General features: G+C 46.1%; 16 protein-coding genes and 1 pseudogene. 10 read left to right on the top strand and 7 right to left on the bottom strand.

Annotation, left to right across the window (positions count from 1 at the left end):
• Nucleotides 1–250 (bottom strand): annotated as a pseudogene (locus DI14_RS09505) (response regulator receiver protein); the annotation flags it as partial.
• Nucleotides 251–473: 223 nt separating this feature from the next.
• Here DI14_RS09505 and DI14_RS09500 point away from each other — a divergent pair.
• Both DI14_RS09500 and DI14_RS09490 read left to right on the top strand, forming a co-directional pair.
• Nucleotides 474–2,105 (top strand): restriction endonuclease, encoded by a 1,632-nt coding sequence (locus DI14_RS09500; RefSeq protein ID WP_051622667.1) that lies wholly within the window; start codon nt 474–476, stop codon nt 2,103–2,105.
• Between the two features lie 261 nt (nt 2,106–2,366).
• Nucleotides 2,367–3,002: a DUF3841 domain-containing protein gene (locus DI14_RS09490; protein WP_034807937.1), complete on the top strand. Its 636-nt coding sequence runs from the start codon at nt 2,367–2,369 to the stop codon at nt 3,000–3,002.
• Nucleotides 3,003–3,017: 15 nt separating this feature from the next.
• Here the strand turns inward: DI14_RS09490 and DI14_RS09485 are convergent, their stop codons facing one another.
• Nucleotides 3,018–5,039: a phospholipase D family protein gene (locus tag DI14_RS09485; RefSeq protein ID WP_034807936.1), complete on the bottom strand. Its 2,022-nt coding sequence runs from the start codon at nt 5,037–5,039 to the stop codon at nt 3,018–3,020.
• A 141-nt stretch (nt 5,040–5,180) separates the two neighbouring features.
• Between DI14_RS09485 and DI14_RS09480 the strand changes: the two genes are divergently transcribed.
• On the top strand, nt 5,181–5,750 hold the full coding sequence (locus DI14_RS09480; RefSeq protein WP_034807933.1) for a YdeI family protein: 570 nt from the start codon (nt 5,181–5,183) through the stop codon (nt 5,748–5,750).
• Nucleotides 5,751–5,789: 39 nt separating this feature from the next.
• Here the strand turns inward: DI14_RS09480 and DI14_RS09475 are convergent, their stop codons facing one another.
• Nucleotides 5,790–6,227, bottom strand: a complete 438-nt coding sequence (locus DI14_RS09475; RefSeq protein WP_034807931.1) for a DUF4279 domain-containing protein — start codon at nt 6,225–6,227, stop codon at nt 5,790–5,792.
• Nucleotides 6,228–6,299: 72 nt separating this feature from the next.
• Here DI14_RS09475 and DI14_RS09470 point away from each other — a divergent pair, with 72 nt between their 5' ends.
• The gene (locus DI14_RS09470) at nt 6,300–6,770 is read left to right on the top strand and encodes a hypothetical protein (RefSeq protein ID WP_034807929.1); all 471 of its coding nucleotides are present in this window, start codon (nt 6,300–6,302) and stop codon (nt 6,768–6,770) included.
• 30 nt (nt 6,771–6,800) lie between these two features.
• On the opposite strand, the gene DI14_RS09465 is transcribed toward DI14_RS09470, so the two are convergent.
• Both DI14_RS09465 and DI14_RS09460 read right to left on the bottom strand, forming a co-directional pair.
• Complete coding sequence (locus tag DI14_RS09465) at nt 6,801–7,016, bottom strand: hypothetical protein (protein WP_034807927.1); 216 nt, start codon at nt 7,014–7,016, stop codon at nt 6,801–6,803.
• Complete coding sequence (locus DI14_RS09460) at nt 7,016–7,243, bottom strand: hypothetical protein (RefSeq protein ID WP_034807925.1); 228 nt, start codon at nt 7,241–7,243, stop codon at nt 7,016–7,018. Before DI14_RS09460 ends, DI14_RS09465 begins: the two co-directional genes overlap by 1 nt.
• A 131-nt stretch (nt 7,244–7,374) precedes the next feature.
• On the opposite strand from DI14_RS09460, the gene DI14_RS09455 reads away from it, so the two are divergent.
• Both DI14_RS09455 and DI14_RS09445 read left to right on the top strand, forming a co-directional pair.
• Nucleotides 7,375–7,908: a DUF3841 domain-containing protein gene (locus DI14_RS09455; RefSeq protein WP_034807923.1), complete on the top strand. Its 534-nt coding sequence runs from the start codon at nt 7,375–7,377 to the stop codon at nt 7,906–7,908.
• Nucleotides 7,909–8,308: 400 nt separating this feature from the next.
• On the top strand, nt 8,309–9,349 hold the full coding sequence (locus tag DI14_RS09445; protein WP_034807917.1) for an FAD-dependent oxidoreductase: 1,041 nt from the start codon (nt 8,309–8,311) through the stop codon (nt 9,347–9,349).
• 43 nt (nt 9,350–9,392) lie between these two features.
• On the opposite strand, the gene DI14_RS09440 is transcribed toward DI14_RS09445, so the two are convergent.
• Together DI14_RS09440 and DI14_RS09435 are read right to left on the bottom strand one after the other, a co-directional pair.
• On the bottom strand, nt 9,393–9,824 hold the full coding sequence (locus DI14_RS09440) for a MarR family winged helix-turn-helix transcriptional regulator (RefSeq protein WP_024372045.1): 432 nt from the start codon (nt 9,822–9,824) through the stop codon (nt 9,393–9,395).
• Nucleotides 9,825–9,838: 14 nt separating this feature from the next.
• A complete protein-coding gene (locus tag DI14_RS09435; protein ID WP_034807915.1) occupies nt 9,839–11,044 on the bottom strand; it encodes an MFS transporter in 1,206 nt (401 codons plus the stop codon).
• 181 nt (nt 11,045–11,225) lie between these two features.
• Between DI14_RS09435 and DI14_RS09430 the strand changes: the two genes are divergently transcribed.
• Genes DI14_RS09430 through DI14_RS09415 form a run of 4 tightly spaced genes read left to right on the top strand, consistent with a single transcriptional unit; the run spans nt 11,226 to nt 13,123 of the window.
• A complete protein-coding gene (locus DI14_RS09430) occupies nt 11,226–11,675 on the top strand; it encodes a hypothetical protein (RefSeq protein WP_034807912.1) in 450 nt (149 codons plus the stop codon).
• A gap of 4 nt (nt 11,676–11,679) precedes the next feature.
• Nucleotides 11,680–12,162 carry a hypothetical protein gene (locus DI14_RS09425; RefSeq protein ID WP_034807910.1) on the top strand — a complete coding sequence of 161 codons (483 nt, stop codon included), beginning with the start codon at nt 11,680–11,682 and terminating at the stop codon, nt 12,160–12,162.
• A 15-nt stretch (nt 12,163–12,177) separates the two neighbouring features.
• Entirely contained in the window at nt 12,178–12,666 is a 489-nt protein-coding gene (locus tag DI14_RS09420) for a hypothetical protein (protein WP_034807908.1), read from the top strand.
• Nucleotides 12,641–13,123, top strand: coding sequence for a hypothetical protein (locus DI14_RS09415; RefSeq protein WP_034807907.1), 483 nt, complete (start codon nt 12,641–12,643; stop codon nt 13,121–13,123). Before DI14_RS09420 ends, DI14_RS09415 begins: the two co-directional genes overlap by 26 nt.
• Nucleotides 13,124–13,191: the final 68 nt, after the last annotated feature.

Here is a 13,191-nt window from a genome sequence, read left to right as displayed (position 1 = left end):
GCAAATACTCCTCGACCGTCAACCGATCATATAATCCGTCACGGATGGAGAAGACAGAGAGCGTACGATTCACTGTATCGATGGTTCCCGAGTAGGTCGCGTGCTTGTCCGTCAAGAGCGCGAACAATATTTCCCGGGAAGTGACGCCACAGTGGATGGCTGCGATTTCACCCGGTTGGATGGTGAACGAGATATTTTCAAGGATGAGCGTATCCTGTTGGCGAACAGAGACGTTGTCAAAAGTAAGCACCGAATCCCTCCCTTTTTAGTTGGAGTATATCACTTTACAGTAAGTTTCTTGTAGAAGTTAAAAAAACTAATCCGCGTTACAACTTTTGGTAATATTAATTTAAAGAGTATCTAGTTTTTTGTCTTTCTTATAAGCAAAAGTGTTGGAGTCAAAATAGAAATTAGTTTGAATAACGGGAATAATAAATTCAAATCAAACGATTAAAATTGAGGAGGTAAAAAAAGTGTACTCTCAAGAAATTCGCCATGACGGACTGAAAAAGTTTAGAATCATACGTGGAAAATCGCTTTATGAGGTACAAGAAAAAGCGGAGATGCAATTGCAGATATGGGAAGAACAATGGGCAAGAGTAGTTAAGCGACAAGAAGAAATAGAGTTCAAATCAAATAAAAAAGCGACAGCTCAACAAATGTCAAACCAACTCAAAGCTGATCGAGAAGCGATAAACGATTATTTAAAAAGGGCTATTTTTAAAAATCGGAATTTAAATTTGCGCGAGGATTTAAGAAGAAGAAATTTTGAGGAAAACGAGCCTATTCCACCAGAGTTAACTGCGATACGTAGCCGACCTGATTCAAATGCTCAGGTTTATAAGCCTAATTTAAATGTTTTGGAACAATTGTTCAGTTTTTTAGCTAAAAGAAAAAATGAAGAAGCAAAAGAGCGATATAATAAAGCGCTTAATGATTGGATATATGAAAAAGAACAAAACGAGTTCGAGAATGAAAAAAAGTGGAACGAGTATCACCAAGAGTATTTAAATTGGAAACAAGCAAAAGAAGCATTTGAAAAAGCTGAAAAAGAGAGATTGGATAGTTTGGATAAGATATTTGAGGATTACAGAGTCCGAAAAGATGAGTCACTTGAAAAGTATTTCGACTATCTATTGAGTAAGTTTATAACCTTTGATTTTATACCAAATCAAAGAAACTTAAAATATTTTAACGAATCTAAGACACTTTATGTCGAAACGTATTTACCAAACCTAGATGAAATACCAAGTATTAAAGAAGTGAAGTATGCGGTTGAAGGGGACGAATTCTTGGAAGTGCCGTTGTCCAGAAAGTTTTTAAATGAGATGTACGACCGACTTATCTATTCATTGATTCTCGGTCAACTATATTTAATTTTTTCAAATGATACAAGAAAGAACATCGAGTCGATTGCACTAAACGGTTATGTCGATGCGATTAATAAAGGAACTGGAAAAGCAGAGACGCTATGTATCGCCTCCATATTCGTATCAAAAGAAGAATTTGAAAAAGTCAATTTAGAAATGGTTGTTCCCAAAACATGTTTTAAACAATTAAAGGGTGTAGGTAGTAGTCAATTACACTCGCTAACTGCTATTGCACCAGTTATACAAATGGATTGGGATGATGACCGGATTATTGAAGGAAAAGAAACACTTCATCAAATTAATGATAAGACAAACTTAGCAGCAATGGACTGGCAAGATTTTGAGCATCTAATTCGTGAAGTGTTCGAAAAAGAGTTCAGCAAAAATGGTGGTGAAGTCAAAATTACCCAAGCAAGTCGAGACGGTGGAGTAGATGCAATCGCATTCGATCCAGATCCTTTAAGAGGTGGAAAAATTGTAATCCAAGCGAAACGTTACACTAATACGGTAGGGGTAGCAGCTGTGCGCGATTTATACGGTACGGTTATGAATGAGGGAGCAATAAAAGGCATTTTGGTTTCAACAGCTGATTATGGTCCTGATGCTTATAATTTTGCGAAAGATAAGCCACTGACGTTGTTAAATGGAAGCAACTTACTCTATTTACTAGAGAGTCATGGCCATAAGGCTATTATTGATATTAAAGCAGCCAAACTAAGTAAAAATAATCAATAATTGTTACCATACCAACCTGTAAGATGAATATAAATTTGGGGCTTTTGTGGTCAAAGTGGTGACGGAAAACGTGCGTAAGCTTGAGACATTCATCGATGAGTCGATGGCATACGGTCAGCCGTCGTCGCTCATCAACTTGTCGTCGCCGGTTCCGTTTAAGGCAATTGAATAAAGACCAAGCCTATACATTTTTAATTCACACCTTCCCTCATTATCTTTTGTATAGTGTAGACAGATGATGTGAGAAAGGTTTGAAGACGATTGGGCATCTATTATACGTATCAGCATGAAGACGCTTGGAACATAGCATTGGAGCGAGGGTATCTACAAGGTGACCCTCGCTATGCCATGTTCAATGACGAGGGAATCGAATTTTTTAAACCGGCCTATGACTGGATGGTTGAACAGTACGAGCAGCGAGTTGGGATTTCGCTGAACGGAAACTATCCGGTTTGGTGCTGGGACGAGTTTCCTAATCTAAGCAGCGGTGGCCATATTGGACAAGGGAACAAAGGTGTTGTGTTGACAGTTGAATTACCAGATGATCAAGTATTGGCTTCAGAAATTTCATTTTGGGAGTTTGTTCCGTACAACTCTACTTTTTGCGATACAGCCGAGGCCTTTGATCATAGGGAAAATATTGATCCGGTCCATACTCGAAAGTCATGGGAAAAAATCTTTGATAAAAAATGGTGTGAGGAGATGGCGATTCATAGGTCCATCGAAGCACCGAACTATCAATACGTGATTCATCGAGTCGAGCTACATCAAGTTCAAGCCGTCATGCCGTTCCGAGACTTGAGTGATAGTTGGGTGTGTCGGATTCGAGGACTTGGATGGCGTCTCGGCTATCGATTGGGCTTGAAGAAGTCAATTCCATTCCGGTGGCAAAGGTAGGCTTGTTACACGACATCATTTTCTCCACAAAGTCTTCCATCGAGAAGGCTTTTTCTTATTCTCCAGTAAAGGTGCAAGTTGTTTCGCCATCGCATCTGCTATCTGTTTACCTGTTCTAGAAGCCGATTGATTTTCCCAAACCGTCTGAATCGAAAAACCGACAAACTGTTCAAGGAGCTCGCTATTCAACGTTAAACTGTTACCACCGCTTTGAACGAGTACACCGCCAGGTAAAAATGTCTTGGCCTCAGTACGGTCATGGTGTGTTTTAAATGCAGACTCGTAAACAATGATTTCTTTTTCGTTTTTGGGGTTCACACAGATGTGGTCGGCTTTTGACATGAGGGTCATTGCCCATAAGGTTTTCCCACGATGATTGACGATATCGTAATTTGAAAGGAACCCATTTTCATTCGCGTAAGTCTCTAGTTCGGGAGATAATTTAAATAGGACTTCTTTAGATAACGATAAATAGTCTTCTTTCAATCGCTCAATATCTTTTGGGGTCATTGAGTCTAGGCGTTTAGATAATTCGTTTAAAAAGAATAGTGGGAGGAGAGGATCTAAATTACTGACGAGTTGATATACGTCAAACGGTTGGTCTTTAGATTCTCGATACTTAGAATCAATCGGAATCATTAAAATGCGACGGAGAAGTTGAGGTTTTGCGAGAGCACCTGAAATATTTGACGTCGTAATTAAAATGGGGAAGATGCCGGTGCGATCATTGGACCAAGATTTTACGTTATTCTCACCGTGTGTTGTTGTGAAGAAATTATTTGGGACTTCATCAATGATGAGCGGATTGACCCAATCGGAATGAAGGTACCCATCAATATAATCATTCGCAATTCGGGCGCTCGCTTTTTTACCTTTAGGTGGAATTTTTAGCATAGAGTACGTAGGGATTGAAGCGTAGTCCAGTAACGTCGAAAAGTATTCACGAACAAGCGTCGTCTTACCAGTCTGTCCATCACCGACGATATTCATGACGACAGGAACATCTTCTTTAGGCAAATGGTTCTCTGTATAAATCTCACGAATCTTCCAAATAAGAGGTGAGGTTAGCAAATAGAGAATCCCTGTAAATACTTGATGTCGTTCATCTCTAAATTTATTCTGTTCATAGCTTTCAATCACATCGATCATCCCGTTAGCGGAAGGTGCTATTTTTTCTCGGAGGAGATCATGCAGATAATCTTCGCCGATAATGAAGTCGTGCTCTTCAAAATCAAATTGCCACATGATTTGCTTATCCATGTCATAACTAGATAACCTTTCATCGACGGCCAGGCGAACTTGTTTTCGTATTTCTTCAGGTTTCGGTTTTCTTCGTCGTCCCGTTTTTGTCAGAACGAGTGGCAAGAATGAAGGCGCTACTTTTTCTTCAAATACAGTATCGACTTTGTGGGTGTGAAGTTTTTCGATTTCTGGTTTTGCTTCTTGAACAAGCGTCTCTGGCACATCGACGTCAGTTAGAAAGGATTCTATTGCTTCTTCAGGTCTTTCTTTGATTGAATTGAGCGAAGAAAGATTGATATAGTCGATTGTATCTCGTTTAATTTCGCTCCACATTTCATTCATTTGAGTGTAAAAAGCATCATGTTTAAAGCCTGTTCGGATGAATAATAGCTCATGATTTCTCCCTTGTAAGGCAGAGGTAGTTAGATTGGCGCTACCGGACAAAATTTTATAATGGTTATCCTTCTCCAAAATGTAGGTCTTGTGATGAATAGGGACAGCATGAGCAAGATGAATTTCAAGTCTTTCATCGAGTAGCGCATTGAACGTTTCAGATTTCAGCAATCGAACGTTTTCGACCCGATTCGTAATATCGAGGAGTTGGTTAATGAGTTGAAAAGATGTTCCTGTGAAACCGTGAATGATTTCCATCTTTTCAAACAGTGGCATCAATTCATTGATGAGCTGAAAAGAACTGACATACGTGATTGCGCGCAACGAAGTGAAACCTTGCATCTCTTCTTTAAAAATTGTGTCGATAAACTGATCGTTGTTCCAATCGTAATAACGAATCAATTTTTATCACCTCCAATCAAAGTATTCCCGAATCGATTGATTGGCATTCTAATGACTTACCGAAAACATTAAGTATGGAGACGAGACGATTGGAAAATGGGATAATGAAGAAAAGCATAGAGAGGATGAGGGATGAGCGTCATGGAAATCGATCACATCGTACGGTTTGAAGATCGCCAAGCCTTTCGAGAATGGCTTCATGAACATGCAGACGACACGGCTTATTGTTGGGTAATCCTCTGGCGCAAAACGAGCGGGGACGGTTTGTTGTATCTCGATGCCGTTGAAGAAGCGCTCTGCTTCGGTTGGATTGACGGGATTGCGAAGAAGACCGAGGAAGGTGAGTTCGCCCAGCGCTTTTCGCCGAGGCGAAAGAATAGCAACTGGACCGAGTTGAACAAAGAACGCGTTCGTCGCCTTATCCGACTAGGGATGATGCAAGAGCGCGGTCTAACTGTCCTCCCTGACATGAGCGACACGTCCTTCGTCATCGACGAAGCGATTGTGAGACGCTTGAAAAGCGAGCCCGATGTATACCGTAACTTTCAAGCGTTCCCCGAACTGTATCGTCGCATTCGCATCGACACGATTCAAAGTGTGCGCAAAGACCAGGCCTTATATGAGAAACGACTGGACAAATTGATTGAACAGACACGTGCCAATCGGTTATACGGGCAATGGAATGACGACGGTCGTTTGCTGGAACAATAAAAGTCACCTAGAGCTGAGGTGACTTTTTTAGTCCGTTATTCAGTCTTTAAAGTCGGAGTCCTCTTCATACGGGTTCGCATATAAATCGATATCGAACTCGGCACGAATCCGATGAGCGAATTGAATCGTCTCTAAATCAAAGACGAGTGCCGGTGTTTGTCCTTCTTCCATCACAATCACGATGATAAACCGTGCTTGCATGTCATCATACGTGTCAAAGATGTCGTCTAAAATGGTTTCTTTGCCGCGAAGTTGCGCAATGATGGGTTGTAGCTGATCATTCACATCAACTGATGACTGATAGCCTGTGCCTAGCGACCATGATGTATATTCACGAAGACGAGAAGAATAGCCTTTTTCACCTCGTTGGAACGTTTCGGTAGGTGTGAGTCCGAGACGGTGCGTCACGTCTTCGATTGAGAAATCGTCGGCGAGCAGCTGGAAGTAGACCAAGACTTCGGTTTGTGCAGGATTCATGAACACCCTCTTTTCTTTGTATAACAGTCTATTTGCATAGTAACGAAGTAATCGTAAGAAAGGAATATGAATATGACCCAACGCGAACGGTTTGATCACTTATACGAGGCGGGGAAACGTTCCACCCGCCAAGCACTTCTTCTTGGAGTATTCATCATCTTACTCGGCGCCATCTTTTGGTTCACGGGCGAGCGTCGACTCGCCGAACTGGTTTGGTTCGTCCTCTTCATCCCAGCCATCGGGTTCGTTAAGATATGGGCGCGGACGAAGACGTTGCTCACGTTCAACGATGCGCCTGACTATCGGCGGCTTGTCTGGTATGAATATTGGAGCGGGATGGCGGTCATCGTAATCTTTTGTCTGTTGATTGTATCGTTGCTGCTCCGTCCGGAACAAGCGAATGTTTTGCTGCTCGTGGTCGCATTCAATCTGTTTGCGTGGATCGCGTCTTCGAAACTTGATCAAAAGCTTGCGAAGATTGACCCGGAACACGTGACGCATAAAGCTTATGAACGCGGGAAAGTCGGCTTCTTTCCGAAATAAAGTCGACCAAAAGGGAGTAGCGCGTTTGGTTTAGTCGTGAACGATTGTGAAGCTGTAGGCGTTCGTGAGCGGGTTGTGGATGATTAACTCGTAGCTGAGTTGTTGTTCATCGGCCTTGTTGACCAGTAGATTGATTTCAGACATATGGAAGGCACGTTGCGTGGCGAAAGTCGCGACGAGTAGCACACCGCCAAGAATCGTTGTGAGGACGAGACGTTTCGTCCAAATCGTAAGTGGTTTCGACATTAAGAACGTGCCTCCATCTTCTCTTCGATGCGGTCGAGACGCCCCACTAACATATCGAACTGTTGTTGCTGATGGGCCGCAGTTTGGCGCTCTAGCTCGAGTCGCGCGTCGGCCCGCTTCTCATAACGACCGATAAAGCGAACGATCAATACGATGATCGCGATGATTAACGCGAGTGGGATAATCATTGCCAATAGACTGAATAGTAACGTGAATAGTACATTCATTCTTTTTCCTCCTAGTAGAAGCATTCCTCAATTAGTATACTTCCAAATTCATACAAAAAGAAAGGCGGAGAGTAGATGCATCGCCTGTAATTTGGTTATGATTAATTCATTCACTAGAAAGGGGCTGACTTATGGCAATCTACTATACATACCAACACGCGAGCGCTTGGGAAGCAGCGAACGAAAGAGGCTATTTATTCGGCGACCCGAACTTTGGCATCTTTCAAGACGAGGACTACGCATATCATCGGCCCGCCTACGACTGGCTCGCGGGGCAGTATGAACAGCGAACTGGAATCTCCCTTCATGGGAATTATCCCGTCTGGTTGAGCGATGCACGGCCGGATGTAGGACGAAGCGGTTACTTGGAGCCCGGAGAGCCAGGCGTTGTGCTGACAGTGGAGTTGCCCGATGCACATGTACTTGAACTCGAGGCAGGTTATTGGAACTTTGCAATGAATCGTTGGTTTCTGACGTTTGAAGACCGAGAAGCGAAAGACGAGAAAGAGTTGAAGGAATCGTGGGAGAAGATGTTCGACCGCGACTGGTGCGAGTCGATCGTCGAGGCGTATCCGGGGACGAACACGAAGTATCACTATCTCGTCGACCGGATTGATGTCGGGCACGTGCTCGATGTAGTGACGTTTACTGAGGCTATAGGTTAAAAGCAGGGAAACCATTCATTGCAATCAAGGGGGTTCTCGTTCGGGCTATCTCATCCTCGATATAAAATTCGATATAAATCATTCCGAATATGACATACAAGATGATCAACGTACGAAGCAATCCTGGTATGGACAGAATCTCAAAGAACAGCAATCCCTCAAACGAGAACATAAACAGATAGGCGAGGCAATACATGAAAATCTTACCTCTTCGAAATGTGGAAAACAGACGAACACCAAAAAGAAACGGATAAAGTAGCGTCTTAACTGTACGGAGCATGTTGGTAAATCCTTTCTAAACACGTTTATGTAACGCCTTTCCCGAGCGATTCGCTCAACTCATGTATATGTATCGTTTTCAGTATAATGGGGGCACAACGTATATAAAAGGAGTATTTACATGACGCAATCCATCGCTATCATCGGAGCCGGCGTGAGCGGCTTGTATGCCGCGTCGCTCCTCATTGATAAAGGCTATGACGTTACCGTTTTTGAAGCACGCGACCGCATCGGGGGACGGGTGTTAAGTCATGACGGCTTCGACCTCGGTCCGACCTGGTATTGGCCGGATACGGAAAAGACGATGGTACGGCTAGTCGACCAGCTCGACCTCCAAGTGTTCCCCCAACAAGCGACCGGTGACTTGATGCTCGAGCGTCAGTTCGGTGTCATCGAACGCCATACGCTTCCACCAGGACACGTGGTCCCATCGATGCGACTCGTCGGTGGCATGGCCAGCTTGACGACCGCGCTCGCGGCAACCTTACCGCCTCATACGATTCAACTTCAGTCGACGGTCACCTCGATGAGACAGGTCGAGCGTGGAGTCGTCATCGAGCTCGAACGAGGAGGGACCGAAACGTTCACGCACGTCATCTTGGCCATCCCGCCTCGGCTCATCTCACGCATCGCGTTTCAGCCGGAACTGTCTGAGACGATGAAGGCGAAGCTAGCGTCTATCCCGACTTGGATGGCCGGTCAAGCGAAAGTGCTCGCCGTCTACGATCGTCCGTTTTGGCGAGAGAATGGGCTATCCGGTCAAGGGATGAGCTGGGCCGGCGTGTTACAGGAGGTGCATGACGCCTCGCAACCGGATGGACTTGCGGCGTTATTCGGTTTTTTCCGCTTATCCGCTACCGAGCGCGCGTTGCTTGAACGGGACGAACTGAATCGTCGCGTCATTGATCAACTCGTACGACTATTCGGGGAAGCGGCGCGCCACCCGCGTGACGTCTTATCCGTCGATTGGTCGAGCGACCGCCATACGGCAGCGGTTGAAGATACGGAGCCGCTGACTGATTTTCCTGTCTATGGACCGATTCCAGTAGACGCCGGTTGGGCGAAGTATTTGTCTTTCGCCGGGACGGAAACGGACTCCTTCTTCGGCGGTCATGTCGAAGGGGCGCTTCGGTCAGCCATCCGTGTCGTCGAGCCATTCTAACCAAAAATGCGTATCTTCCCACACGTGGGACGATACGCATTTTTTATTTGAACCGTTGAATCATCAACGCGAGCGAACGGTTGATCATTTTCATCTCTTCATCCTCAAGGACAGAGAACATCTCTTCGGCGAGCCGTTCCTCGATGGCATCGATTTGCTTCGAGTATGCATGGCCGAGCGGACCGAGGCGGATGAAACTCTCACGCAGGTTGTCCGGGTTCTTCTCTTTCTGGACGAACTCACGCTGTTCGAGCACTTTGAGCACTTGGCTGACGGCGCTTTTCGAGATGTTCATCTTCGTCGCGATCTCCGTCGTCGTCCATGTTTCTTGTCGTTTGAAGAGGAGCAACATCTGTTCTTGCTGATAGCTGAGTTGGAACTCGTTCAAATCGGTGAAGTATTTGGTGAACAATAAGTCGAGCTCGTCGATTTGACGATACATCTCGATGACTTGTTGTTTGCGTGTCTCGTTCAAAGGTCGTTCTCCTTTCATCGTGTGTGACGGAACGTCTGGCTCCGTACGAATAAGAGGCCACTAAGCGCCAATCCGATTATACCAAACGTGATGAGTAACGTTTGAATCGGCACAGCGAGCGCGACGAGCACGGACAAGACGGCGAAGGCGACCGGTTCGAGACCGGACGCGGCGAGCGCCATGATGCTCATGACACGACCAATCTTGTCTTGGTCGCTATGTTCCTGCATGAGTGTGACCGCCGGCAAGTAGACGAGCATCAACATGAAGCCGCTCAGCGCCGCCGTCAACGCAAGCATCGGAATCGATTGGGCTTGCGTATACAAGAGGAACGCGGCAATCGTCAGCAACAAGGCACGAAAGACGAATCGACCGCGATGGATCGAGCGCATCAACAAGACGAGGAAGCTCGCGACGAACGTCCCGACGGCAAGACCGCCCTCGATGACGCTCAAGTCAAACGCCGTACCGCCACGCTCCCCGACGAGGATTGGGATACTCATGATGAGTGGTCCCATGACGAACAGGTTGACGATGGCGATGGAAAGCGTCCCGCTCCGTAAAATCGGGGTATGCGAGACGTAGCGAATCCCTTCTTTTAAGTCGACGATGACGTGAGCGAGAGACATGACATGCGCCGCCGGGATTCGGTCTTGAATCAGGCGCGGCATGATCAACAAAGCGGCAAGGAAGATGAGTCCGGCCGCCGTCCCGAAACTGAGCCCGAACCCGCCCCATGTCAACAGTAGTCCTGCTAAGAAGGGACCGATGACAAACATGAGCTCGAGCGAGCCTTGGAACAAGGAGTTGGCCCGTTGCAACTCGTGCTGTTTGACGAGGGACGGGATGAGGGACGAGAGGGCCGGATACGACATGCCGTCCAAAATCCCGAAGATGACGGAAATCCCGATGAGTGCCGCAACCGAGTAGAGGTCGAGTAGATGAAGGCTCAAGACAGCCAACATGAGTGCGGCCTGGCCGAGGTTCGTCAAAAATAAGAGCCGACTCTTTTGGAAGCGGTCGGCGAAAACGCCGCCGAACACCATCATCACGACACGCGGAAGCGAGACGGCGGTCAAAATGATTCCGAGCAAAGCCGGTTGTTGTAACACATCGATTGTGAGCCACGACACGCTCAAGAAGAAGATGGAGAAGCCGAGCGTCAGCGTCATCCCGGACAGCCAAGTGAAGACGAATCGTGGATTGTGAAGCAAATTCATAATAAAACCTCATGCTTTCTTTATTAAAGTTAAGTTAACTAAACTATAAAACGAGATTCAACTTTAGTCAATCAACTTGCCCGGATTATAAAATTGTAAAATAACGGAACTTTTATAACGATTCTCACGTATAGGTTGATAAAGAGGGAAACACTCGCCCAGATGAAATGAGGAATGAGATATGGATAGGCAACAACGACTGACAAAAATGAAGCAAGGGAATCGGAAGTGGTTCTTTCTGCGGATGCTATTTGCTATTCCGTTCGGTGTGATAGTTTTTTTACTGTTACAGACAAACACGCAAGAGCTACTTTACGGTAGCTTGCTCGTCCTAACGACATTGCTATACGGATACGCCTTACGACAAGAGTATCGATTCATGAGCAGTTTCACAGAACGCACTCGTACAAAACGTTTCATTTCACTTCAATATACGTTTGATTATGTGTTGATTCTCTTCATCGGACTCGTGTTTCCATGGGTCATGAAATCAGAGACGGCCACTTGGTTGCCATTCATCGGCTTTACAGTCGGTATTTTCATCCTCTCGGTTTCAGAACGGGCGATAGATGAGAAAGTGAAACAAAGCGATTCCGAGCAACCGATGCGACGTGAAGTGAGGGGGTGGTGAGCGGATGGAACGGGAAGCGAGATTATCTAAACTCGTGAACATCAAGAAGCGATATCATCGCATCGTCATCGCGAGCACGCTCTTCATTTGGGGGGCATCATTATACTTCATGATGGACCTTGTGTATTCCGGTGCGCTCGCGGTCATCAGTCTCGTTCCGATGATATGGCTCGAGTGGAGGCAGACACGCACTTACCTCACGTTCAATCGCGACCGTTCATATCGGCGTCTCATTCAGCTGAATTTTGCAATTCTCTGTTTTACTTTTATCTTACTGTTTAGCCTAGTCACCTTGCTTTTAACCGGCAATATCCACCGGGATGCACTCATGTGGACGATCATTCTCGGGGCTCCGCCGTCTGTCCTACTGCCGTTTTGGCTGGACCGGAAGTTGCTCGAAATCGATTCGGAGCACGTGACGTCTGGTATGTTGGCGAAAGCGAACCGTGCGAAGTCGAAGCATCAACTTGATGAAATACAAGAATAAAAGGACGGCATGACTATGACGAAACAAGAACGGATTCAAGCGTTAGGCCAATATCGAGAAAAACATCAACGCAGTAGTTTTTGGCTGACAATGGCACTCATCTTCTTCAACTCGTTCACGTTAGGGTTTGAGGACTTCTGGTGGGTATGGGGGATTGGGTCCCTACTCATATCAATCGGTCTAGTGCGTATCATGCTCCGTGAAGGAAAGAAAGCGATGACGCTTACGACCGGACGTGGCGAATTGCTTACAAAGCGCTTGTATGGCATGTATCCTCTTTGGATGGTGTGGGTCACAGCGGCGGTGATTTTCAGTCGTTTGGGCGTCCCGATCATCGGATGGATGGTTTACGGTGTCTGTTCGGCGATGTTAGGGTGGCATCATTACACGACACGTCGACAGCTCGAGCACGTTGACCCAAATCAGCCGACCCGAACCGACATCTCGCGGTTCTACCGCTCTTACGAGAGGAGTACATATGGTAACGAAAGAAACACGGATTAAACAGCTGTTGGAGCAAGACGACGTCCATTGGCGCTGGCGCTGGGGCGTTTGGTTTGTCGGGATCGTCGTGACGATTATTGTGAGTGGCGCTTCCCCGAGATGGGTTCCTTTCAGTACGCTCATCCTCTTTTTCCCGTATCTCTGCTTGGAGTGGCGGAAGACGAAGCTATTACTGACGTTCAATGAGGAGCGACGATACAGTCGGCTCATCTATTTCGAGTTTGCCTCCCTCTGGCTTCAGTTTGTTGTGTACCTCGCCCTTGTGATTGGTTACCTCGCGGAAAGCCTGTCACTGCCGTGGCTGCTTGGTATCATCGGTGGGGTCTCGACGTTGACGTTCGGGGTCTCGCGTTTCTTGCAGCGACGCATCCGTCAGATTGACCCGGCACACGTCACGAATAAGCAGCTGTCGGTTGCGAAAGAAGAGCGATTGGAAACATATCGCGCAGGTCTATGATGCGTCATGGCCTTTTTTTATGGTTCAGGACATCTGTCCTTTATCGAAGCTGTCCGTTATTGTTAACT

The organism is Exiguobacterium sp. AB2, from assembly GCF_000696055.1.
In the GTDB taxonomy this organism is placed as follows: Bacteria; Bacillota; Bacilli; order Exiguobacteriales; family Exiguobacteriaceae; genus Exiguobacterium; species Exiguobacterium alkaliphilum.
Note: the sequence above shows the minus strand (reverse complement) of the source record. Positions and strands in the feature narration are given on the sequence as shown.

Excerpts from the sequence above, each read along its gene's own strand:
- DI14_RS09475 (WP_034807931.1), bottom strand. The coding sequence starts at position 6,227 with ATGAATCCTGCACAAACCGAAGTCTTGGTCTACTTCCAGCTGCTCGCC.
- DI14_RS09435 (WP_034807915.1), bottom strand. The coding sequence starts at position 11,044 with ATGAATTTGCTTCACAATCCACGATTCGTCTTCACTTGGCTGTCCGGG.
- DI14_RS09420 (WP_034807908.1), top strand. The coding sequence starts at position 12,178 with ATGACGAAACAAGAACGGATTCAAGCGTTAGGCCAATATCGAGAAAAA.
- DI14_RS09470 (WP_034807929.1), top strand. The coding sequence starts at position 6,300 with ATGACCCAACGCGAACGGTTTGATCACTTATACGAGGCGGGGAAACGT.
- DI14_RS09445 (WP_034807917.1), top strand. The coding sequence starts at position 8,309 with ATGACGCAATCCATCGCTATCATCGGAGCCGGCGTGAGCGGCTTGTAT.
- DI14_RS09415 (WP_034807907.1), top strand. The coding sequence starts at position 12,641 with ATGGTAACGAAAGAAACACGGATTAAACAGCTGTTGGAGCAAGACGAC.
- DI14_RS09465 (WP_034807927.1), bottom strand. The coding sequence starts at position 7,016 with ATGTCGAAACCACTTACGATTTGGACGAAACGTCTCGTCCTCACAACG.
- DI14_RS09425 (WP_034807910.1), top strand. The coding sequence starts at position 11,680 with ATGGAACGGGAAGCGAGATTATCTAAACTCGTGAACATCAAGAAGCGA.
- DI14_RS09460 (WP_034807925.1), bottom strand. The coding sequence starts at position 7,243 with ATGAATGTACTATTCACGTTACTATTCAGTCTATTGGCAATGATTATC.
- DI14_RS09430 (WP_034807912.1), top strand. The coding sequence starts at position 11,226 with ATGGATAGGCAACAACGACTGACAAAAATGAAGCAAGGGAATCGGAAG.
- DI14_RS09455 (WP_034807923.1), top strand. The coding sequence starts at position 7,375 with ATGGCAATCTACTATACATACCAACACGCGAGCGCTTGGGAAGCAGCG.
- DI14_RS09480 (WP_034807933.1), top strand. The coding sequence starts at position 5,181 with ATGGAAATCGATCACATCGTACGGTTTGAAGATCGCCAAGCCTTTCGA.